The sequence below is a fragment of the Flavobacterium sp. FlaQc-47 genome, assembly GCF_044006475.1.
GTDB lineage: Bacteria > Bacteroidota > Bacteroidia > Flavobacteriales > Flavobacteriaceae > Flavobacterium.
Genome location: NZ_JBIPCQ010000006.1, coordinates 249,113 through 273,997 on the forward strand (window position 1 = coordinate 249,113; position 24,885 = coordinate 273,997).

Genomic DNA, 24,885 nt, shown 5'->3' on the forward strand with positions numbered 1-24,885 from the left:
GGCGTAATGCTAAAACTAACAAAGACAGTACACCCAACAGATTTTATAACTATTGCTTAATCAATTTTTTAGACCAGTTTTTTTGATCTGATTTAAAGTTCAGGATATAGATTCCTTTTCTAAGTCTGCTAAGATCAATTTGGCTTTCGTTGACATCAGCGTCGATTTTTTTCTCCAATAATAATGTTCCGGATTCATCATAAATCGTTACCGTTTTATTGTCTAAATTTTCAGGCAATGAAAGCTGAACGGTATTATTTGCAGGATTTGGATACATTACAAAAGCGGTATTTGCTACTTCAAATTCTTCCATAACAACCGCGGCTTTTTTAGCGGAAGAAGCAGATCCGTACGCTTCAATTTCAAATAAAGAATATCCGTATGGAGCCAAAGCTTTTGCCGTACATAAAATACGAATGTATCTTCCGGTTCCGCTTACCGCTAAATCATCTGTTCCGCCATCGCTTTCCGTTTGTGTGTTTACGGTTTCATTTTCGGTGAAAACATTATCTGTCGAAATTTGAACTTTGTATTGCGTTGCAAAAGCGGCTTCCCATTTCAAAACCACACGATTAATGTTGTAATTAGCTCCTAAATCAACATAAATCCATTCGCTTGCATTGGCAAAACTACTCGCCCATCTTGTTACAGCTGCATCACCATCTGTGGCTTTCGCCGAAGAATAAGTTGCATTTTCCTCTGTAGAAGCGGTTGCAGTTTTGGCTAAAGCCAAATTAACGGTGTTATTTGGAGGCGTAATATTGCGAACGATAACATCGCTGAAAACTCCTGTTGACAGAGTTCCGTTTGCGTGAGAAGTTACCGCCATTCCCACATAAATGGTGTTCGCCATTGCAATAGTTCTTGGCGTTCCTAATTGCGTCCAGGTTGTACCGTTATCTGATGTGTAGGATGTAAATACATTGCCAACTCTGGTGATACGAAGCCATTTTGCAAAAGTTCCCGCTGCTCCCTGCTGAATTGTTGGTACAGAAACCGCATCTCTCGATAAAAATTCCACTCCCGCAGCCGCAGTAATATTGGTCATTGCGTGTTTTGATGTTGGCGTAAGCGTTTCACGAAACATCACTCCCGCTTTTGCATAGGTATTTGTATTGGTTAGTGAATTTACTTTGGCAATAATTTCAGCATCACCAGTAATAGACCGATTTACAAATTGAAACTGATCACTTGATTCCCAAATATCTGTTCCTGATCCTTTTATGGTGAAAGTTCCGCTGGCATGAGTTGCTTCACCTGCTGGCGTAACCGCACCAAGATCCTGACTAATCCACGGCGATGGTAAAGTTGCCGGAGGAACATCAGTAGAAACTAAATTTACTGCTCTGATGTTATCAAAATAATACGTATTTCCGGAATTTGTTCCCGGTTCAAGTAAGAAAACAAAACGATTTACTTCGCTGTTTAATGTTGAAGCGTCAGGCGAACTTGCGTATGAAAATACCAGTGTATGCCAGGTATTAGTCTGTTTTACAACGGCTTGGTAAATACTATGTCTTCCCACCGGATAATTGGACGGAATTGAAGCGCTGCTTTCTGCCTGCCAGGAAATTACTGATCCCACCGGAGCCGAAGTGTACACATCCATAGCAAACTTTTTAGTGCCGCTTTTGAAATCTCCAATGTTCGTTAAAGTCGTATTGAAGGCAAAATTATCATACAATTCAGTTGATTTTCTAACATATTTCCCCACGTTTGATGACGTATTGATTCCGCTTGCACTTGGGTTTGCCGCATTTGGCGTATACGTTCCAATCGCGTCTCTAAAAGTAATATTGTGAACGGTTTGATAATCTTCATACACTACTCCGGGCGTGAAAGTGTCCGGTAATTTGGTTGAACCAATTCTGATATTATCAAAGTAATACGTGTCGCTTGTATAAGAACCTGAATTCACTAAAATCACCATTTGGTTTACGGCAAGATTTGAAGTTCCTTCATCCGGACTTGAATTATAATAGAATGTCAGGGTTTCCCATTGGTTTTGTTTCGTCGTGATCGCTACATAATTACTGTTTCTTCCTGTTGGGAAATTCGCCGGAAGTGATGTTGCGCTGTTCTCTAAATTCAGACTTACAACAGTACCAATTGGTGCCGAAGTATAGACATCAATCATGATTTTTTTCGTTTGATTTTTTAGTAAACCTGCATCTTCAATATTACTTTGTGTATTAAAGAAAAGTACATCATATTGCTCCGTTACATTTCGAACATATTTTGCCACATTAGCAGAATTGTTTACGGCATTTGCTCCCGGATTTGCAACTACAGAATATACTCCGGTTGTGGTTCCTTTAATGATTTTATTGATTCCGTCATAATTTTGCAGAATATCAGTAGAAATGATCGGTTTCTCCGGCGCAGCTCTTGTAAGCAGGTTATCAAAATAATAAGTCGCTCCCGAATTTGAATTTGATTCAAAAAGAAAAACCACCGTATTAATTGATAATGCGCTTGTGTTGGGGTCGATTACTTTTTCGAATTCAAATTCTATGGTTTCCCATTTGTTCTGAACCGTTGTTGTGGCCTTGTAACCGCTGTGTCTTCCTGACGGAAAATTAATTGCCGTTGTTACAAGGCTATTTTCAAGTTGCATCGAGATTTTGGTTCCAACAGGTGCCGAAGTATAGATATCAAAAGAAATCTTTTTTCTGCCATAAACGTAATCGTTCGCATTGCTGATCGTTAGATTTTTGATATTCATAACATCATACAATTCAGATGCATTACGAACATATTTCCCTACCAAAGCAGAGGTATTAATTCCCGTAGCCGAAGGATTTGCCACGGCTTCTGTCAATACTCCTGTTTTAAGTCCGTAAACGATATTTCTATTCGATTGAAAATCTTCGTGAATTTTTTCTACCGGTAAAGGAACTTCTGTAATTACAGCCAGTTTATAAGTGTTTGAAGCACAACCTGAAACTGTTGTAGCTACAGATACATCTCCGCCGGTGGTTCCCCAGTTTACCGTAATGCTGTTTGTTCCTTGTCCTGAAGTAATCGTGGCTCCGGCTGGAACTGTCCAGTTGTAAGTGGCTCCGGCAATTGCATTTATAGAATAGGTTTTATTTGCTTCGTTATTATACACTTTCGCATCACCCAAAACTCCGTAAGTAAAACTTCCGCTGTAAACGCGAACGTAATCTACTTGTAATTTTGCCGGAAAGTCAGTCGGAATAGGCTCTACTCCTGCTCCGTTTACACTTGTATAAGGTGTTCCTGCGCTACCAACGGCAAGATTTAAAATGATATAAAACTGTTGATCATTAAAAGGCCAGCCACCATTTACAGTGGTTTGTGGTGTAGCAGTATGAAATAAATTGCCATCAATAAACCATTTAATGATATTTGGTCCCCATTCTACCGCATAAATGTGAAATTCTGTCGATAAATCAGTTGGCGAAGTATAGCTTCTGCCTGTATAATGATATCCTCCACCATCGTAGTGAATTGTTCCGTCTACATTTTTTGGGTTTCTGTGTTTGGCTTCCATAATGTCAATTTCACCCGTAAATGGCCAGTTGGAAGTTCCGGCAGGTAACATCCAGAATGCCGGCCAAGCGCCCATTCCTGAAGATAATTTCATACGGGCTTCGATTCTTCCGTACTTAATGGCATATTTACCTTCGGTAGTTAATTTTGCTGAGGAATACGGTTGTGCAGGAAATGATGCATTTGGTTCGTATTTTGCCTGAATGTTCAAATAACTATCAGTTCCCTCTTTAACAATTGTTGCCTGATTTGGATCGTAACGCTGCGCTTCTCCATTTCCGAATCCACAGAGTGACGGACAGCCGTTTCCGGAAATACTTTGCCATTTTGTGGCATCTACAGTTGTGCCGTTAAATTCATCTGCCCAAATTAAAGTGCTGCATTGTGCCTGAATTTTTAAAAAGGGCGACAATAAGATAATTGTAAGAATGAGGCACCTCTTAAATACATTGTAATTGCTTCTCGGTGGTCGGCCGAAAATGAAGTCATTTTGTTTCATTTTTTTAATTTTTTGTTAGTAAAGATTATTAGCGCAATAAAAACCGACTTTGTAAAAAATAGATTGTTATTTTGATAATAGTGGGACAATATTAACAAATAATTGAGGTAAGACTTACATTTTTGAATACGGTTTGACTACGGTGTTTGTAAAAAAATGTAATAATCAGCCTTCAAAACGCGTAAAACTACTTAGGATTTTACTGATAGTAAAAAATGGGCTTATGACGTGGATTTAATCACCGTTTAGCGGGAGTTTTTGTTTGTAAGAATGAGTGATAAAATTTTAGCAAAAGATTAAAAAAGATCAAAAAAAAATTATTTCACGCAGATTAGGCAGATTTTAGCAGATTTAATTTGGGATAAATATCTGCTTAAATCTTTTAAAATCTGTATAAAAAAACTACACACAATAAAAGATCAAAAAAAATTCACGCAGATTATCCAGATTGAGCAGATTTCATTTGGATAATTATCTGCTTAAATTTTTTAAAATCTGCGTGAAAAAACTCCACACAAAAAAGATCAAAAAAAAATTATTTCACGCAGATTAGGCAGATTGAGCAGATTTAATTTTGGATAAATATCTGCTTAAATCTTTTAAAATCTGCGTGAAAAAACTCCACACAAAAAAGATCAAAAAAAAATTATTTCACGCAGATTAGGCAAATTTTAGCAGATTTCATTTTGATAATTATCTGCTTAAATCTTTTAAATTTTTTAAAATCTGCGTAAAAAATATTCACCAAAAGATCTATGTGTTAAAAAAATCACACTTCGAGCATCTAAAAATTCAAAATAAACTCTGTGATATTTGCTTCAGATGAAAGCTGTAATTTTTTACGAATACGATATCTTGTATCTTCAACCCCACGAACGGAGATTCCTAAAAGCGGCGCAATTTCTTTCGTATTAAAGTTCATTCGTAAATACGCACACAAACGCATATCACGCGGAGTCAATTCCGGGAAACTTGTTTTTAAACGTTGCATGAAATTATCATGAAGCTGATTAAAGATTTCTTCAAACTCGTTCCAGTGCTGATCTCCCTGCAATTCATGATCGATGATTCGGTTGATTTTTTTCAATAAATCAAAATTGGTATTAAAATCATTCTTTTTATCAATCTGACCAATAAGTTCTTTTATCGAAAGTAAAATTTCATTTAAATGAATAAGATTCACCGTATTCGAAGCCACTTTAGCATTTTTGAGATTAATCGTCGATTCGAGATTTTCCCGCATAATTGCCATATTTTCCTGTTCCAATGCCAGTTTTTGTTCGTTTAATTCGGCACGATTACGAAGCAATTCCTTTTCCTGACTCAGAATCAATTGTTCACGATCGCGTTCTGCAAGATTTTTTTGGTATTTAATAATCGTATAAAGTAAAACCCCAAAAAGTATCAGATACAAAATATAAGCCCAAATTGTTCTGTACCATGGCGGAAGAATTTCAAATTTAAAAACGGCTTCTTCACTTTCAACATCATAGATATTTTTTGCCCTTACGTGAAAAATATATTCATTCTCCGGCAAATTCGTGTATTCTTTTTCCGTCTGAAGATTCCAGTCTGACCATTTGGGTTCAAAACCTTCCAGCCAATATTCGTATTTTGTCGCATCGGCTTCATCATAACAAAGTGACGCAAACGAAAAATGTAACGCGTTATTACCATACGATAAAACGGGAGAAAGTGTATTATTTACCGATTCTGTACTGGAAGGAAGAACATCATATCGACTGGAAAACAACAAACTGTCTTTCGGGAATATACATTTCACCTCAGAAATTACCGCTTTAAATTTTGTCTGAAACTTTTTGCTTTTGGTTGTATTATAATGAATCAGTCCGTCTTGCGTTCCAAAAAATACATCTCCGTTAGAAGTCGTCTGTATATTCTCGAAACCGGGGATATACAAATACCGGAGTTTTCGAAAAGGGAGTTCTTCAACGGCAAAATTACGATTTTCGGTTTCAACTATCTTTCCGGTATTTTCACCTGATATGTACCAGATATTATTTTGATTATCGGCTTTGAGTAAACGAATATGATTTTCGGTTCCCAGATATTTCTTAAAAACACGATCCTGAATCATTTTTTTCGAATGAGAATCTTGTTTGTAAACGCCTTTTGTAGTTCCAAAAAGAATCTCATTATTTATTTTGAAAGTATTCAAAAACAGACTTGACGGAAAACCATCTGCCTGATTGTAAAACTCAATTTTTGAAACAGCATCAAATGCTGTATTAAAATTGATTTTATAAATTCCTTTATATCCGTGTGCAATCCAGATATTATTCGACTTATCGGTTACAATGATTCGGCTGCTTTCCTCAAACCCTTTTATTTTATGCTGATATACCCATGAATTGTTTATTTTCTTTAATAGATACAATCCGTTATAACCGCCCACTAACAAAAGATCAGCATGATTAGGAATCAGAATTCCCTGCCAGGCTCCATCTGTTTTCGCTATTAATTGTGCTGAATTTCCTTTGATTTCATATATTCCGTTTTTTTCAAACGCTAAAAGCGAAGTGCCAAAAACACCCACATTCCACACATTTTCTGACATTCCGGAAATATGCTGAAAGTGAACATTTTCATGCTGGCCATTTTTATACCCTTCCCAATCGAGCCAGAAAACACCATTATCTGTGGCGATGTAAAGTTTGTTTTGATAAATCTGACTGCAATATATCTTAGTTTCTGCATTTGATGCATCCAATATTTTTGATAACGGTGACGAAATCTGGATCAGCGAAATTCCCTCTTTAAGTGTAACCCATAAATTTCCGGCAACATCCATTTTAAGATTAGTCACATAATCGTTCTGCAAACCCATTTGTTTGTTGATATGCTGAATTAAATTTCCGGTACTATCAATAACGATCAAACCGGATTGTCGGGTTCCAATGCCAATATAACCATCCGAAAGTAAAATTCCAGTTGTGATCTGACTTTGCATAAGTAAATTATCAACCTGGGTCACAAAAGATTGCAACTGATTATTTTTAAATGTGTAAAGTCCGTTTTTTTGAGTAAGAATCAGCAAACCATCTTTGCTTTCAAAAACTTTTCTGATTTTCATTCCGGCAAACTTTTGTCCGTTTTCAACTGGTATTAAAACATCTTTCCTGAATTTTAATAATCCTTTTACATGGTCTAAAACATAAATATCTGACGCCACATTAAAGAATTCATCAAAATTAGATTTAGACTTTATGACCTTGATTTTGTTGTTTTTATAAATAAATATTTTTTCATTGGAGAAAAAAACAACTTCGTCATGAAGTACAACCGTATATAAAACATCACCAAAATTCTGGTCTGAAGCCGACAATAATTTGAGTAAAGAGGAATATTTATATTGTCCGTTTGCCAACTGAACAACGTAACCAAATTCGCCCTGAGCACCCACATATATTTTGTCATTTTTATCAATCGCAAGGGAACGAACCATGCTTTTGTTTTGCGGCTGCGTAACAATATTCCATCGCACACCATCAAATTGCATGATTCCAAAATGATTTGCAAAAAACATCATTCCTTTAGAATCCTGTAAAACATCCCAGTTTTCAGAGGCGGCCTTATAGGTTTTCGGGTTGTAATTTGTGATAAAAGGAACTCCAATTTTTTTAATTTGAGCATTCACAATTGGACACGAAAAGGATATCGAAAGAACTAAAATTTTAATTAATAACTTCGTCATTTTTGTTTCTGTCTGTAGGTTAGTTCGCGGCTTTTGACCACCGAAATCTTAAAAACAACCCCTTTGGGAAAAGGTATTTTCAAGCAAAAAACACATTCGTATTTATACTATTAAAATTATAATTTGATAATTTGTTGTGATAAAAAAAACGAATCTGTTTGCTCAAATATATAAAAATTTATTTTAATGTAACAAATTACATTCGAATTAGATAATTTGATAATGAAGAAATTAATTAGATAAAGAGGGAATTTGATAATTGGAAAAAATAAAATTAGGCAATGAGAGAATTTGATAATTAGATAATGTTTTGAAATGAGAAAGTTTTGACAAAGCTTATCGGTTTTATTGTGTGATTATCATTCCGTTGAAATGACACAAAATGAGAAAAAACTTTGCGTTTCAAGGGATTAAAATCCCTAGCTACAAAATAAATCATTCCTGCGGAATTTTATAAAGAGTTCCGGAGGAACGGATCGCAAGGATGTCCCGAGAGCTATCAGGATTAATCCGTTCTAAGCACGCAAATCACAAATCTTTGTTGAGCTGCTTGCGAAATGAAGTTATCGTGAACCTGAAACAAATGTCAAAACCCGACAGGTTTTAAAACCTGTCGGGTTTACTCGTATTACGTAAATCTCATTCGAACAAAAAAACTAAAAACCGTGAATGAGACTGAGACTAAGAACTGAGACTGAAAACTGAGACTAAAAAACTAAATAACCTCACTTAATTCCTCATAACTACTAAAAAGAATCGCACCTTCTTTTTCCAGGTCTTCGTTGTTGAATCCGTTTGTAAAACCGTAGACTTTAAAACCGCCGCTTATTCCGGAAATTACTCCGGCTTTGCTGTCTTCGATTACGATGCAGTCTTTTACATCAAAACCCATTTCTTTTGCAGCGTGCAGAAAAATTCCCGGTTCCGGTTTCCAGCTGTTAATCTCGTACGAACTGTATATTTTATTTTCGAATTTGTCCAATAATCCTGCGACTTCAAGATTCAGCCTGATTTTATCAACCGGACCGCTCGAAGCAACACAATACGGGATTTTTAAGTTTTCGATGAATTTTAGGACTCCTTCCATTGGTTTAACCTGCGTTTTGAAAGCCTCAAAACTTTTCTGGCGATAATCTGATTCAAAAGTATCCGGAAGTTTTTTGCCGATAGCGTTTTCAATAAACAAGAAACATTCCTTTAATTTACGACCGTTAAAATCACGATACGCATCTTCCAGTTCCATCTTAAAGCCATATTCTGCTGCCATTTCAAGCATGATTCCGTTACCAATTTTTTCAGTATCTACCAGAACTCCATCACAATCGAAAATAATACATTTAACTTCCATATTCTTTATTTACATTTTTAATTATTCGGCCTGACCGAAAATGTAAATTACGAAATTATTCTGTAAGAGAGTGTATGTTTTATAGAGAAGAGGAAATTTTTGAGATAATCTGAACAATGAAATCAGCCTGTGCGGGATTTATTTTTTTCAGTGCTTCGGCAGCTTGAAACCATTCTGCCCTGTCAACTTCAGGAAAGCTTTTCATGCTTCCGGATTTTGGCGGCCATTCCATTTCAAATTCATTGCTTTTTACCAAAGTTACATCAATGTCAAATTCCAACGCCCACGCGATAACTGTTTTGCCTGATTTAATCTTTACGGATTCAAGCGCAATAAAATCATCTTCGGAATCGACTTCTAATGCAAAACCGGTTTCTTCTTGAAATTCACGTTGGGCAGCATGCAAAGGATCTTCACCATCTGTAAATTCTCCTTTTGGAATCGACCAACTTTCTAAATCTTTATTCTTCCAGAATGGACCTCCGGGATGCACCAATAAAAAATAAATTGTTTTATCTATGAATTTGTAGAGTAATATGCCGGCACTTTTTTTCATAATATGATATTAATTAGATATTTAAATATACATAATTAATGGTTCATTTTGATTAACTTATCTAAAATCAAACAAAATTCATCGGTCTTATTTGTGAACTGAATAAATACAGACTTTATTGTTTCTTTGTCTATTTCTACTCCATCTGATTTTGGACTTAACTCTAAAATTTTCTCAAATCTTATATTTAAATCTTTATTTCTTCCTGTAAAAATAATTCTTTTATTAGTTAAATATAAATTGCCCGAATCGATATATTTATAATTGCAGGTATTCGATTTTTGAGAAGTTGACTTTAAATAAAATGCTTTTAAAGCCTTAATATTTAAATTGTAATGTGATGGCTTTTGAAGTGAACTTTTTACTTCGTACCATTTCACCGAATCAACTTTGAAATAACATTTTTCAGATTTCTGAATGACAATATCAGTTGAAATAGTTGATAAAGGAAAATGTTCTAATGTCCAATATAACTTAAGTTTTTCTAACTGTGTCGTAATCTCTTTGCTGAAAGTTAAATCGATATTTAAACTCTCGGCAATATTGTTTATTTCGCGCTCTTTATCTGGTGAAAGTTCTTGGTTCTTAATTACATTTTCTACATAATTTTGAATAAAGTTGCGCTTACTTTCATTGGAAATCTTATTTACAAGTGCTTTTGGAAGCTGAAGATCTTTTTCTATTTTCTCTAAAAAATCTTCTTCTCTTCTTATTAGCCTTCCATTAGAAATTGCTTTTTCAAAAAATTTCCTGTAAACCAACTCTCCAATTTTATGACTCAACTTCACTACAGAATCCATATTTAGTGACAAAATTAATCTCAAATGATTTAAATTATCAAAATCCGAATCATTCAAAATTCCATCTCTAAGACAATAATTTAAATATACCGCATAAAATTCTTCTAAATTAAGCTTGAATTCCTTTTCCAGATTAACTTGATAACGCTGCTCTATTTCGTAAATATTCTCATTAGAAATTTTCTCTAATGGATATGAAGCCAATAAATTATTTAATTCAATTATACTATTTTCTGTTGGCAATTGCTTAAATAATTTCTGAAAGAAACTTGCCTTTACCAATGGAACAACTTGAAAAATGTCTTGTCTCATAATTATTCGTATTTTCTATATTGTTCATAAACCGGCTCATTCCAATTGCAAACACCTCCATGATGTGAACAAGTTCCTCTTCCTGATGAACCTGATGTTGAACCATCACAACAGCGAGTTACATAATATGCAACTCGCATTTTTATTGGATTAATTTTATCATATAACTTATCGGAATTTTTATCTCCAAGCTGAGTTGCTGTTTTACAATTACTTACAGCTTCCTTGATTTTACCCACTTTACTATAACAAATTGCTCTGTTATAATATAGATTGGAATTGTGTTGATCTTGAGTAATTAAAGTGTCTAATATTGGTAAGGCTAACTTATATTTCTCAGATTTGACAAGATCAAAGGCTTTAACCGTTAAAATCTTCTTTTCTTCAAATGCTATTTTAGTTTTATCTTCTGGCAATGATACAAACCCGAAAGCTTTTTTAAGTTTTTTTATTGCTTCATCAGTTTTGTGCTTATTGGTTAATTGAGAACTTGCTTCTATGTAAAAAACCAAACTATCATTCCTGATTTTTTCCTTTAGATCCTGTTCTGCTTTTAGCTTTTGTTGATGCTCAGTTTTTATCTTTAATAAATGCGCTTCTTTTTTATCAATCGTAGTATAATGTCCTAAAAGCGGAATGGAAAACAAAAAAAGTACAATACCCAAAATAGATTTCATTTTTGTGGTAAAAGAAAATCTGAATTTTTTTTCTATCCAATTATGCCCCGGAGGTAAGAGCATAAAACCAATAAAGCCAAATAGTAAAGTAAGTGATAGATGTTTTAAATATGAAAGCGCAATTAATAGAAATAATACTCCAACAACCCATCTCAAAAAATCAATTTTAGTGTTCTTTGATTTTTTATCTGGAAGATTACTAGCTTTAAAATATTCTTTTAAAACCTGTGCTTTTTCTGGAATTAGATTAGAAACGTATCGCATATAATTTGTTCTTTTAATAAAAAATCAAACTTACATAATGTTTTAAACTACATTTTACTGTTTTCTGTAATCTACATGTTTCTCTTGTGAAATTTTAAATAACAATATATTTATGTACATTTTTACTCCAATTCTGTATTCCTGACTCATAATTGATTTGTAAATTTAGAATTCATAAAATACTTTTCGTTTTAAAAATTAAAACCAATTCAGCTTTGAAAAAATATCTCTTATTCACCGCAATTCTGGCAAGTAATTTTGCTGTTCATTCTCAAAATAAAATGATTACCGTAACCAATTCCCTGCCAGTTGATCGTGAATTTGAAACGGTTGAACTGACTAAAAAATCACTCGAATTACCGTCTTCTGTAAAGTTGGAAGATTATACGGTAAAAGAAATCAGTTCTAATTTGGTTTTAGAGACACAAGCGGTAGATAATGATGGAGATGGCATTATGGATATTTTATTATTTCAGCCAAAAATAAGTGCTTCATCATCAAAAGAATTTGAAATTAAACTGTCTGATAATTCATCAGCAACTAAAAATATCAATTGTTATTCGCGTTTTGTTCCGGAACGTACGGACGATTATGCCTGGGAAAATAATAAAGTCGCCTTTAGAACTTATGGTCCCGTTGCTCAAAAAATGATCGAAGACAAAGTTGCAGGCGGAACTCTGACAAGCGGAATCGATGCGTGGCTAAAAAGAGTCAATTACCCAATAATTAATAAATGGTACGAAAAAGCAACAAACGGAACGGGAACGTATCATAAAGATACGGGCGAAGGTTTGGATAATTTTCATGTGGGTGATAGTCGTGGCGTTGGCGGAATTGCCGTGAAAGTCGATGATAAATATTATTTTTCGAAGAATTTCACCACTTGGAGAACTATTACAACAGGTCCTATCAGAACGAGTTTTATTCTGACATACGCTAATTGGGATGCAAAAGGTAAAAAAATAACCGAATCGAAACGTATTAGTCTGGACTACGGAAGTTATTTATCGCGTTTTGAAATCAATATTAAGGGAACAAAGTCTGTTGCAGCAGGATTAACGCTTCATGATAAAAAAGGGACTATTGGAACCAGCCTGAAACAAGGCTGGTTAAGTCATTGGGAACCCATCGATGATTCGGAAATTGGAACGGGAATCGTCGCGCCAAAAAACACTTTAAAAAGTTTTGACAATAATATTACGAACGATAAAGATCTCAGTAATCTTTACGGAAATATTGCCGTTAAAAATCATAAAGCAATTTATTACGTGGGTTTTGGATGGAAAAAAGGAAGTCCGTTTCAAACTCAAAAAGACTGGGAAGCTTATTTGAGTTCCTTTGCCGAAAAGATAAATAACCCGCTTGTAGTTAAGGTTAAGAAGTAAATGTTTGCTGTTTTGCCCGCGGGTTTTACAGGTTTGAACTGGTTTACGCGGATTTTTTTTGTTTTGTTCACGCAAAGTGCGAAGTTTTAAACTTTGACAAAAATAATTACTTCAACCTTGGCGACTTAGCGACTTTGCGCGATTAAAAAATAAACCTGTGAAAACCAGTTCAAACCCGTAAAACCCGTGGGCAAAAAAACTCAAACCATTTTCTTAGCAGGAAAATAATTTTCTTTTAGAATAATTTCTAACGGAATATAATGTGTGTTTTCTACATCTTCCTGCAAAACAAGTTTTTTGTACAAATGATCAATTGCCATATAACCTTGTTCTTCGGGTCTTTGGTTGATTAAAAAATCAATTACGCCTTTATTTAAATATTCGATATTGTCCTTTAATAAGTCATAACCAATAATACGGACGCCTTTTATATTGTTTTGGTCTAAAAATCTGGCGACAATATAAGCTCTGGAATTGGGTACAAAAACACTATTTATTCCGGAAAACATTTCAAGATTCAATTGGTCGGTTCCGGAATCTTTTATGGTAATTTCTGAAAATTTGAAATTCGTAAGTTCACCATGATCTTTAAAAAAGGAATAAAACCCATCAATTCTTTGTAAATAAACTGAGGTACTTTCTATTTCTCTGGTAATTTTAACAATAAGAATTTGCCTTTCGTTCTTTACGGCAAAACTAGTTAATCTTCCGGCGAGATATCCGCTTTGAAAAGCATCCTGACCAATATAGGCATGTTTGTTATTGCTGTCAATATTAGAATCAATCATGACCACCGGAATATTTTTCTTTTCGTATTCTTTTAAAAAACGAACGGATTCTTCATAAAAAATGGGTGCAAATAACAATCCGTCGCAATCAAATTCCAATACTTTTTTCGCCGATTCCTTAAACGAAAATTCATTAAAATCATAGAAAAAATAGTCCAGCACAATCCCGAATTTATGAAATTCTACAGCTGCCTTTTCTATTCCGGCAATTTGGCTTTTCCAATATTCTAAATTTTCATATTGCGGTAAAAATACTGCAAACCTAAACTTTTTATTCAACGCAAGATTACTCGCCAGAATATTTCGTTTATAACCATATTCTTCAATAATAGCATTCACTTTATCGACATTTTCCTGAGCTACCTGCCCACGATTATGGATAATTCTGTCAACTGTTCCGGGCGAAACATTGGCGAGTTCGGCAATTTTTTTTATTGTTATGATATTGATTATTTTTAAGTTAAATGACTCTGGAAATCATTCTAAATTATTATTTTTTTATTAAATGCAGCTTGTTTAACCTAACTTTTTATATATATTTGTAATTACCGTGTGCGTACACGCAAATATACACATTGTTGAAAAAGATCATCACATTCATCAAAAATAATATTAAGATTTTTACTTTTAAAAGATTTATAAGGCTTTTAAAAATAAGAATTATGACATATAAATATTAGACTGACATGATAAATGCAAATATTTAAAAACCAATATTATAAGATAAATTAAAATAAGTGATACTTTAATTAAAGTAAAACATTAATTAAGCACATTTAAAAAATTCAGTAAAATATAAAACCTAATAAAATGATTGTAGATTCATTACAAAACGCTGCAAAATATTTCAGCCTTCATCCCAATTTTAAAAAAGCATTTGATTATGTAAGTCAAACCGATATCAGCATTCTTGAAGAAGGAGCTTTTGAAATTGCCGAAGAATTAAAAGTAATTGTAATTGTGGGCGAAGGTGCAACAAGAGAAGAAAGTATTAAGGGTTTTGAATGTCACGATAAAAATATTGACATACAGATTTCGATAAAAGGACCTGAAACTTTTGCATGGAAACCAAGAGAAAAATGCATTAGTCCAAATGGGGATTACAGCGACGAAAAAGATGTTCGTTTTTTTCACGATAAACCGGATATGTTTTTTGAATTACAGGAAAAACAGTTTGCCATTTTGTTTCCGGAAGATGTTCATGCAGCCATGATTGGCGAAGGAACACTTAAAAAAATTGTTATTAAAGTAAAGATCTAAAGTTATGAAAACTATTCAAAATACGATAGAGGTTATTGTGAACCAGGGAATCCTCCCGCTCTATTTTACAACTGACGAAACTATTAGTATTAAAGTCCTGCGAACGCTTTACAAAGCAGGAATCAGAGCTGTAGAATATACAAACAGAGGTCCTGAAGCGCTGTCAAACTTCACAAAAATGGTATCGGTTCGAAATACCGAATTGCCTGGAATGCTATTAGGTATTGGAACTATTAAAAATGTACAACAAGCTAAAGATTTTCACAATGCCGGAGCAGACTTTTTTATTAGTCCGGGTTTTGTTCCTGAAGTTGCGAGTTACTTAATTAGCAATCAACTTTTATACACTCCGGGTTGTATGACGCCAACAGAAATCATCGCTGCTGAAAATGCCGGAATCACATTTGTTAAACTTTTCCCCGGGAATATTTTGGGAACGGAATTCCTGAGCAGCATAAAAGATGTTTTCCCATCACTTGTTTTTATGACTACAGGCGGCGTAGAACCTACTCATGCAAGTATTGAAAGCTGGTTTAGTGCAGGAGCTTCTGCCGTAGGTTTAGGAAGTAAACTCATCAGTAAAAAACGTATGGAAGAACAGGATTATGATGTAATTGAAAATGAAACTAAAAAAATGCTGGAAATAATCCAGACAATTAGACGATAATTATTATTTAACACCTGGAATAAAACTAGTTTTTTTACATAGTCTATGATTGTAATGTAAATAAAGCAACTTTAAACATTCCTAAAAGCTATGTTCTATGTGTTTAAAAAAACATACCTATAAATTTAAAATTTAATATGGATTCAGTATTTAACCTTAAAGGAAAAATTGCACTTATAACAGGCGGTGCCGGAGTTTTGGGAAGCAACTTTGCAAACGTTTTGGCAAAACAAGGCGTTATCGTTGGGATTGTTTCTCAATCGATTGAAAAAGCCAATAAAATAGTTGAAACAATAGAAAACAATGGCGGAAAAGCTTTTGCGATTCAGGCGAATGTTTTAAAAAAGGAAGAACTTGAAAAAGCAAGAGATTTTATCGTTGAAAAATACGGAAAACTTGATATTTTAATTAATGCTGCCGGAGGAAATATGCCCGGCGCAACAATTAGTCCGGATCAGGCGATTTATGATTTAAAAGTCGAAGATTTACAAAAAGTTGTGGATCTTAATATTATTGGTACAATGTTGCCAACTCAGGTATTTGCGGAGCTTTTTGCCAAACAAAAAACAGGAAATATCATTAATATTTCGTCAGCTTCGGCACAAAGACCTTTGACAAGAGTGGTTGGATATTCGGCTTCAAAAGCGGCAATTGATAATTTTACGCAATGGATGTCGGTTGAACTGGCTTCAAAATACGGTGAAGGAATTCGTGTAAATGCGATTTCGCCGGGATTTTTTATAGGCGAACAAAACCGTGATTTATTGCTGACTCCGGAAGGAGAACTGACGCCAAGAGGTCAAAAAATAATCGAACATACGCCAATGGGAAGATTTGGTAAACCGGAAGATATCGATGGTGCACTTTTATATTTATGCAGCGATATGTCGAAATTTGTCACGGGAACTATTTTAAAAGTCGATGGTGGATTTGCGGCAACAAGTATATAAAGATTTTGTTTTACCACTCTTGCAATCTTTTCAAAACCTTGTAGGTATAAAACACAACATGTTTGTCTAGAATCTTTGTCATGGCACGCAGATGACACGGATTTGCTTTGCAAAGACGCGGATTTAAACGGATTTTTTTATTCTAATTTTTAAATGTCATTGGTAGAAATGACATAAAAATTAAGAATATTTCTTATAAAAATGAGTGCCCTAGCCCGTCCTGATAACTATCGGGAGTAGTGGAGATCCTTTTATTCTGGGGTTTAGAATAGAAGATTACTTCACTTAATTCTTATTTTTAATCGGAGTTCAGTGAACTTCGTTTGAAACGGATAGCGGGAAATAGCTCCTGAATATTAATAAAAATAAATTAAAAATGGAACAAACGTTACGATGGTTCGGACCAAACGACCCAGTTTCTTTACAAGATATCAAACAAACCGGCGCAACCGGAATTGTGACCGCATTACATCATATCCCGAACGGGCAAGTTTGGGATATTGAGGAAATTATTAAAAGGAAAGTCGAAATTGAACATGAAAATGGTGATCCCAAAAAAGGCGCATCAGGTTTAACATGGTCGGTTGTAGAAAGTATTCCGGTGCATGAAGATATTAAAAAACAAACGGGAAATTATCTTGAATATATTGAGAATTACAAGGAAAGTATCAGAAATCTGGCTTTGTGCGGGATAAAATGCATTTGCTATAATTTCATGCCGGTATTAGACTGGTCGAGAACTGATTTAGCTTACGAAACCGCAGACGGATCAAAGGCGTTGCGTTTTGACATCAATGCTTTTGCAGCTTTTGAATTGTTTATTCTGAAAAGACCGGGAGCAGAGAATGAATATTCGGAGGAACAAATCAAAAAAGCCACACAATACTTTGAAGCAATGACAAACGCTGATAAAGTAAAATTACAGCAAAATATTCTGGCTGGACTTCCAGGCGCCGAAGAAGCTTATTCTGTAGAAGATTTTCTAATTACTTTAAGCGGTTACAATCATATTGACAGAGCGGCTTTGAAGAAAAATTTATTCTTCTTTTTGAAAGAAATCATTCCGGTTGCCGAAAGTAAAGGGGTTTTAATGGCGATTCATCCGGATGATCCTCCCTACCCGATTTTAGGTTTGCCAAGAGTGGTAAGTACGGAGGAAGATTTGATAGAATTAATGGCTGCTGTCGAATCAAAATCAAACGGATTCACCATGTGCACGGGTTCATACGGCGTAAGAGCTGATAATGATTTACCGGGAATTGTAAGGCGTCACGGCAATAAAATGAACTTTATTCACTTAAGAAGCACGGAAAGAGATGCCGAAGGAAGTTTTTACGAGGCGAATCATCTGGAAGGTGATGTTGATATGTACGAAGTTGTAAAAGCAATTATTGAAGTCGAAAACAGCCATAATATTCAATTGCCAATGCGTCCGGATCATGGTCACCAAATGCTGGATGATTTGAATAAAAAGACGAATCCGGGATATTCTGCCATTGGACGTTTGAGAGGATTAGCTGAATTGCGAGGCCTTGAAATGGGGATTAAAAAGTCTTTGTAGTATAATCTTGCAAAGTCGCAGAGCTTTTTGTTTCACGCAGATTTTGCAGATTAGGCAGATTTTTTTTAGTGTTACGTTTAGTTTGTTATTTCGACGGAGGAGAAATCCTCGCAAGTAGCTCCGTATAGAAAATCGCCAATCTTTGTAGAGTTTCTTGCGAAGATTTCTCCTCCGTCGAAATGACAAAAATATGCAGAAACTGCATTTAAAAAACTTTGCGCCTTAGCGCCTTGGTGGCAAACCTACTAACTAACCACAAATAACCACAAAACATGACCCGTCTAGCCATTATTATCTGTTGCAGTCTCTTTGTAAATAGTATTGCAATGGCTCAGGAATTGCCTAAAATTCTTCAATCCAAAACGAATTATTTACCTGATTTTAGTTACGCAGGTTATCATTTTGGCGAAAGCCAGATTCCTGAATCACAAGGAAAAATTATTAATGCCACAGATTTTGGCGTAAAAGCAAACGACGGTCTTGATGATTCTAAAGCTTTACTGAAGGCTTTAAAAGCCGCAAATGCTGTCGATGGAAATGTGATTTTGCAATTACCGGCGGGAAGGATTATTTTAAGTGACATTGTATATATCGAAAGAAGCAATTTTGTACTTCTTGGCGCTGGTTCTGGCGAAAAAGGAACAGAAATTTATTGTCCTCGACCAATGATGTATCTTAAAGATCCGGAATCTTTGGCTGAACTTAGAGAATATCTTACAACACTTGACAAAAGACAACGCGAACCTGAGAATAATGTCGATTTGCCTTTCTCGCAATATGCATGGTCAGGTGGTTTCATATGGACACAAAATCCCGGTGAACGTGTAAAGTCATATTTGGATAAATACGAACCAGATCCAAATCCCTTAGCCAAAGTAAGTTCCGGAAATATGGGGGAACATATCATTAATGTTTCGGAGGTAAAAGGGTTGAAGGTGGGCGATATTGTAGAACTTCAATTGTTTAATAAAGACGGTGAAAATGGCGAAATTATTAAAGATTTGTACCAAGGCGCCAATGTAAAACCGGGTTCTCATCATTGGAAATTTCCAAAACTCCCCATTGTAAGACAACAAGTTGAAATCACTACAATTTCGAACTCAAAAATTACGATTAAAACGCCTTTGACAATTGCTATAAAACCAGGTTATCAGGCGCAATTGGTCGAATGGAAACATTTAAACGAAGTGGGAATCGAACATATTCGGTTTACTTTTCCTGATATTCCAAGAGTCGCACATCATGTTGAACCGGGAAATAATGCCATATTTTTAACGCGTATTTTTAATAGCTGGGTCAAAGATGTTACAATTACGAATGCCGATAGCGGGATTTTATGTGAGGAAATTTCAAATGTTACTATTCAGGATATTGTGACTGATGGCGCGCATATGTCACATTATACGGTGACTTTGGGTGGCGTTCATAATGTATTGGTTAAGAATTTAAAAATCTATAATAAAGCGGTTCATCCGTTAAGTTTTAACACTTTTGCGACTAAAAACGTGTATAAGGATTGTGAGATTTTTGCCGATGCGCTTTTAGATCAGCATTCCGGAGCTAATCATCAAAATTTATTTGATCATATTACGGTGCATATTACGCCGGATAAAAACAATAGTTACTATTTATTTGGAGGTGGCGGTGCAGAATATTGGAAACCGTCTCATGGACCTTTCAGCACATTCTGGAACTTAAATGTTCAGGTTGAAAACGCTGCTGAAATCACGAAACCAGTTTTACTTTACGGCATGAAAGATGGACCTTTTGCAAGGATTATTGGCGTGAATGGGAATGCTGAATTTGAAGTAAAATATGAACCTGATGCTTATATTGAGTTTTTGAATATGTCTTTGGATAAAGTGCCTTCGTTGTATGATTATCAGTTAAAAAAGCGGTTGAAGAAATAATATTTAAACACATAGAAACATAGTTTATTGCAAGGTTGAAAAAAAGCGTTTCACTTTACATTAAAAAACATAGTACTTAAAGTACCACTATGTGTGAAAACTAGTTTTTTTGATTCCTTTTTTAATACACAAAAATCTATGTTCTATGTGTTGAAAAATATTTTGCATCTATTAAATTAATCACGCAAAGACGCAAAGTCGCAAAGTTTTTTAAGTAACTATAAAACGTAGTGTTTGTCATTTCGACCAAAGGAGAAATCACACAAGAAGCTCCGCAATTAAAAGAAATAATCTTTGTCGAGTTATAAGTGTGATTTCTCCTCCGTCGAAATGACATAAAATGAGGAAAAAACCTTTGCCACCTTTGAACCTTTGTTCCTTTGACCCTTTACCCCTCTTTCACTTTGCACCTCAAAAAAAACCACCATGAAATATAAAATAGCTTTTCTGGTTTTACTGTTTATTTCAGGAAATATTTTTTCCCAAAATAAATACCGTCTTAAAAATATTTCGACTACGGATGGGCTGTCGCAGAGTTCTGTTATTGCTATTCATCAGGATAAATTTGGACAAATGTGGTTTGGTACGCGCGATGGTCTGAATAAATACGACGGAAGTAAATTCACCGTTTTCAGGAATGATATTGCCAATAAACATTCAATCAGTAACAATGATATTTTATCTATTGAAGAAGATAATACGGGGAAAATCTGGGTTGGAACTTATAACGGGCTTAATTGTTATGATCCTGTTACGAATGCTTTTACACGCTATTTACATACTAAAACCAATCACACAATAAGCAGTAATGCCATTTGGTCGATTAAGGAAATTGGCGACGAAATGTGGTTTGGAACTTCGCAGGGACTGACGATTTATAATAAAAAAACTCATAAATTCAGTTCGGTTTTTCATTCAGATTCTGATAAATCGACGGTTCCCAGCAATAATATTATTACGATTTTAAAATCTAAAAAAGGTGGAATCTGGATAGGAACTACTAAAGGTTTGTGCCAGCTCATCAGCAGAAGAAATGGCAAATTATCATTCAGAAATTATCCGTTAAATGCGGTTGATCTTTTAAATGTTCAGGCAATTACCGAAGATGCTTCGGGCGATTTATGGGTGGGAACAAAAAACAAAGGCCTTTTAAAATTTGACAAAACCTCTAACGCTTTTGTTTCTTTTTTATCTGATTACAGCTACCGCGAAATCAATACAGACATTCGTTCTCTGGCAATTGACAAACAAGGTTCTTTGTGGATTGGCGCGTACGACGGAATCTATATTTTAGGAAAAGACAAGAGTATTCAAAAAATAAACAATAGCAATAACAGTAACGGAATCGACAAGGTAAAATCTATATTTATGGATCGAAAAGGCTCGGTCTGGATTGGCTGTTATTACAAAGGTGTGAATATTTGGGATATCTCAAATGTAAATTTTTCCAATTACAATCAGAATTCTAAAAAGATTCCGATGAGTTTTGATGTGGTGAGTTCGATTATTGCCGATAAAAATCACAATATTTATTTTGGAACTGAAGGCGGAGGAATTACGATTTATAATACAACTACCGAAGCTGTAAATTACATCAACAGCAAAAGTGGGCAAACGGTTAAAAATGACATTAAATCGATGTGTCTTTCAGGAGATATTTTATGGATTGGGACTTTCTCAAAAGGATTATCCGCTTATAATACGATTTCAAAAAGAATTGAAGACAATCGTATCGCTGCAAATTTGAATACTTTAGTAAAGGAATCCGGCGTTTATTCGATCAAAGCCGAAGGAAATGAAATTCTATGGATTGGTACTTTTGGTAAAGGATTGATTCGATACAATACAGTGGCTAAAACCTTTGAAATTATCGGAAACGATACTGCAAAAACCAATTATCTCACTAATAATATTGTCCGCACCATTTTAGTCGATCAAAAAAATGGCGTTTGGGCAGGAACTCAAAACGGACTCAATTTTATTCCGTTTAAGAATTTTTCTTCTGATAAGTATGCAATAAAACATTTCTTTTTTGATTCCTCCTCTTTATCCGGCGATGATATTCTCACGTTGTTTCAGGACAGTCAAAAGAAAATCTGGGTGGGAACAAAAGCAAAAGGCCTGCACTATTTTGACGGAAAAAAATTCAACAAAATCAATTTAAGAGCAGGAAATACGGTCATAACTTCAATACATTCAATACTAGAAGATGATGATCAAAACTTATGGATTAGTACGAATCAGGGCATCATAAAATACAGCACGATTCAAAAAACAGTTGTTATTTATGACCAGAAAGATGGTTTGGCCAGTAATGAATTTAATGATAATTCGGCTTTAAAATTAGATTCAAATCAGTTTTATTTTGGCAGTCCGTCCGGAGCAACGTATTTTGATGCCAAGAAAATTTCCTTGAATCGATATGCGCCTCAGGTTTTAATTACCAATTTAAAAATCAAAAATGAAACCATTCATCCCAATGATTCGGTTGGAGTTTTAGAAAAAAGCATTGGTTATACCAAAACCATTACACTGGATTATGACAAAGCTAATTTCTCGATTGATTTTTCAATTCCAAATTACATTCGGTCTAAAAATAATGAGTATAGTTATCGTTTGGTTGGATTAGAAAACAACTGGACAACGACTAAAAATACTGAAGCCATTTTTGCGATCCAGAATCCCGGAACGTATACTTTTGAAGTTCGTGGCGCGAACAATGACGGCGTTTGGAATAAAGTTCCAACCACATTAACCGTTATTGTAAATCCTGCTCCTTGGCGTAGTATCTGGGCGTTTTTATTGTACGCAATTATCATTGGTCTGGGATTATACGGTTTAATCTGGATCATGAAATCAAAAGCCAGACTGAAACAAAAACTGGAACTGGAATATCTGGAAACAAAGCGTATTGAAGAAAACAATCACGCAAAACTGGATTTCTTTACTAATATTTCGCACGAATTCAGAACGCCTTTGACGTTGATTTTAGGACCGTTGCAACAAATTCTCGCCAATTATAACGGAACGAATGAAATGTATAAAAAGCTACTGGTTATTGAAGGAAGTGCCAATCATCTTTTAAGCCTGATCAACCGTTTAATGGATTTCAGGAAACTTGAAAATCATCAGGTTATGCTGGAATCTGCGGAAGGAAATATCGTAAAATTCACTAAAGAAATCTTTTTATCTTTTATCGAATATGCTAAAGATGGCGGTTATACGTATACTTTTGAATCCTCGCAAGAAGAAATTCCGGTCTATTTTGATCGTTATAAACTGGAACGTGTTTTTTATAATCTAATTTCAAATGCATTTCGATATACTCCGAAAGGCGGAAACATTCATTTGAAAATAGCACATGATAACGAAAATCTTTTTATAGGCGTAGAAGATTCAGGAGCCGGAATTGCGGAAGAATATAAAGACAAAATTTTTGATTTGTTTTTTGAAGTTCCAATGCACAATAATGTCAAGAAAAACTACAATAAAGGAACGGGAATTGGACTTTCGATCGTGAAAAATATTGTAAAACTGCATAAAGGAAATATCGAAGTTACCAATAAAGAATCAGGAGGTGCTGTTTTTACGGTTACGCTTCCGCTTGGTCGGGAACATTTAATGGACAATGAAATTATTACTGATTTTAAAATAAGCGATGATATTTCGCAGTATAATGTACAATTAGAAAAATCAGAAATAGCAGAACCGGATGACATTGATGATTTTGTTGTAAACGACGAAAAACAAACGATTTTGATTGTTGAAGATCACAAGGTTTTACGATCGTTCATGAAAAATTTACTGAAAAAAGATTACAATATTATTGAAGCCGAAAACGGAAAAGTAGCTTTTGAAAAAGCATTACAGCATATCCCAAATCTAATTATAAGTGATGTGATAATGCCTGAAATGGTAGGAACTGAGCTTTGCTCTAAGATTAAGGAAAATTTAAAGACCAGTCATATTCCGGTTATTTTACTGACTTCGAGAACGTCATTGGTGTATAAATTTGAAGGACTGGAAAGTGGCGCTGATGATTATATCAGTAAACCTTTTAATTTAATTGAATTTAAACTTCGGGTTAAAAACCTGCTGAATTCTACAGAACGTTTAAAAAACAGGTTTTCAAGCGAGGATAATTTTATTCCGTCAGAAATTACGGTTTCCTCATTAGACGAAGAATTATTGAAAAAAGCCTTCAAAATTGTCGAGGAAAATATTTCGAACGAGCAATTTGATATTCCGTTTTTCTGTACGGAATTAGGGGTTAGCCGCACGATGTTATTTTTGAAAGTGAAAGCGTGGACGAATTTTACACCAAACGAATTTATTCATGAAATACGTTTAAAACGCGCCGCTCAATTATTAGAACAAAACAAATTAAATGTATCGGAAGTAAGTTATAAAGTGGGTTTCAATAATCCGAAATACTTTAGTAAATGCTTCCAGAAAAAGTACGGCGAAACACCAACTCAGTTCGCCGACAAATTTTTCAAATCTTCTGCTATAATTTAAGAAATTCCTTATTTTAAAGGGCTTAAAAAAGGGTATCTGTATTTTTAGATACCCTTTTTTGTATTTCTATATCGTTTGCGCCCGCTACATTTGCCATTATGAAAACCAATAAAACGAAATTCATATTGCTGCAGATTCTATTTGTAATCATCATAATAG

The 24,885-nt window shown here is 34.6% G+C and carries 14 protein-coding genes; 7 read left to right on the forward strand and 7 right to left on the reverse strand.

Features of this window, described 5'->3' with window-relative positions; translation table 11 throughout:
- Positions 1–49: 49 nt before the first annotated feature.
- The 6 genes from ACHRVX_RS19295 to ACHRVX_RS19320 all read right to left on the reverse strand — a co-directional run bounded on the left by ACHRVX_RS19295 (position 50) and on the right by ACHRVX_RS19320 (position 11,687).
- Complete coding sequence (locus ACHRVX_RS19295) at positions 50–4,015, reverse strand: family 16 glycosylhydrolase (RefSeq protein WP_395335199.1); 3,966 nt, start codon at positions 4,013–4,015, stop codon at positions 50–52.
- Positions 4,016–4,799: 784 nt separating this feature from the next.
- Positions 4,800–7,730 carry a triple tyrosine motif-containing protein gene (locus ACHRVX_RS19300; RefSeq protein WP_395335201.1) on the reverse strand — a complete coding sequence of 977 codons (2,931 nt, stop codon included), beginning with the start codon at positions 7,728–7,730 and terminating at the stop codon, positions 4,800–4,802.
- A 715-nt stretch (positions 7,731–8,445) separates the two neighbouring features.
- The gene (locus ACHRVX_RS19305; protein ID WP_395335202.1) at positions 8,446–9,078 is read right to left on the reverse strand and encodes an HAD family hydrolase; all 633 of its coding nucleotides are present in this window, start codon (positions 9,076–9,078) and stop codon (positions 8,446–8,448) included.
- 79 nt (positions 9,079–9,157) lie between these two features.
- Complete coding sequence (locus ACHRVX_RS19310; RefSeq protein ID WP_395335204.1) at positions 9,158–9,634, reverse strand: NUDIX domain-containing protein; 477 nt, start codon at positions 9,632–9,634, stop codon at positions 9,158–9,160.
- 35 nt (positions 9,635–9,669) lie between these two features.
- Positions 9,670–10,746, reverse strand: a complete 1,077-nt coding sequence (locus ACHRVX_RS19315) for a hypothetical protein (RefSeq protein ID WP_395335206.1) — start codon at positions 10,744–10,746, stop codon at positions 9,670–9,672.
- A 2-nt stretch (positions 10,747–10,748) separates the two neighbouring features.
- A complete protein-coding gene (locus ACHRVX_RS19320) occupies positions 10,749–11,687 on the reverse strand; it encodes a tetratricopeptide repeat protein (protein ID WP_395335208.1) in 939 nt (312 codons plus the stop codon).
- Between the two features lie 215 nt (positions 11,688–11,902).
- Here ACHRVX_RS19320 and ACHRVX_RS19325 point away from each other — a divergent pair, with 215 nt between their 5' ends.
- Entirely contained in the window at positions 11,903–13,072 is a 1,170-nt protein-coding gene (locus tag ACHRVX_RS19325) for a DUF4861 family protein (protein WP_395335211.1), read from the forward strand.
- Positions 13,073–13,272: 200 nt separating this feature from the next.
- Here the strand turns inward: ACHRVX_RS19325 and ACHRVX_RS19330 are convergent, their stop codons facing one another.
- Positions 13,273–14,313, reverse strand: coding sequence for a LacI family DNA-binding transcriptional regulator (locus ACHRVX_RS19330; RefSeq protein WP_395335313.1), 1,041 nt, complete (start codon positions 14,311–14,313; stop codon positions 13,273–13,275).
- 357 nt (positions 14,314–14,670) lie between these two features.
- Between ACHRVX_RS19330 and ACHRVX_RS19335 the strand changes: the two genes are divergently transcribed.
- The 6 genes from ACHRVX_RS19335 (at position 14,671) to ACHRVX_RS19360 (ending at position 24,726) form a co-directional block, all read left to right on the forward strand.
- Complete coding sequence (locus ACHRVX_RS19335; protein ID WP_395335213.1) at positions 14,671–15,120, forward strand: YhcH/YjgK/YiaL family protein; 450 nt, start codon at positions 14,671–14,673, stop codon at positions 15,118–15,120.
- A 4-nt stretch (positions 15,121–15,124) separates the two neighbouring features.
- Positions 15,125–15,787: a bifunctional 4-hydroxy-2-oxoglutarate aldolase/2-dehydro-3-deoxy-phosphogluconate aldolase gene (locus ACHRVX_RS19340; protein WP_395335216.1), complete on the forward strand. Its 663-nt coding sequence runs from the start codon at positions 15,125–15,127 to the stop codon at positions 15,785–15,787.
- 137 nt (positions 15,788–15,924) lie between these two features.
- The gene (locus ACHRVX_RS19345) at positions 15,925–16,737 is read left to right on the forward strand and encodes an SDR family oxidoreductase (protein ID WP_395335217.1); all 813 of its coding nucleotides are present in this window, start codon (positions 15,925–15,927) and stop codon (positions 16,735–16,737) included.
- Positions 16,738–17,113: 376 nt separating this feature from the next.
- Complete coding sequence (uxuA, locus tag ACHRVX_RS19350; RefSeq protein WP_395335219.1) at positions 17,114–18,298, forward strand: mannonate dehydratase; 1,185 nt, start codon at positions 17,114–17,116, stop codon at positions 18,296–18,298.
- A 272-nt stretch (positions 18,299–18,570) separates the two neighbouring features.
- Entirely contained in the window at positions 18,571–20,208 is a 1,638-nt protein-coding gene (locus ACHRVX_RS19355) for a hypothetical protein (protein ID WP_395335222.1), read from the forward strand.
- A gap of 426 nt (positions 20,209–20,634) precedes the next feature.
- Positions 20,635–24,726 (forward strand): two-component regulator propeller domain-containing protein, encoded by a 4,092-nt coding sequence (locus ACHRVX_RS19360; protein ID WP_395335223.1) that lies wholly within the window; start codon positions 20,635–20,637, stop codon positions 24,724–24,726.
- Positions 24,727–24,885 lie beyond the last annotated feature (159 nt).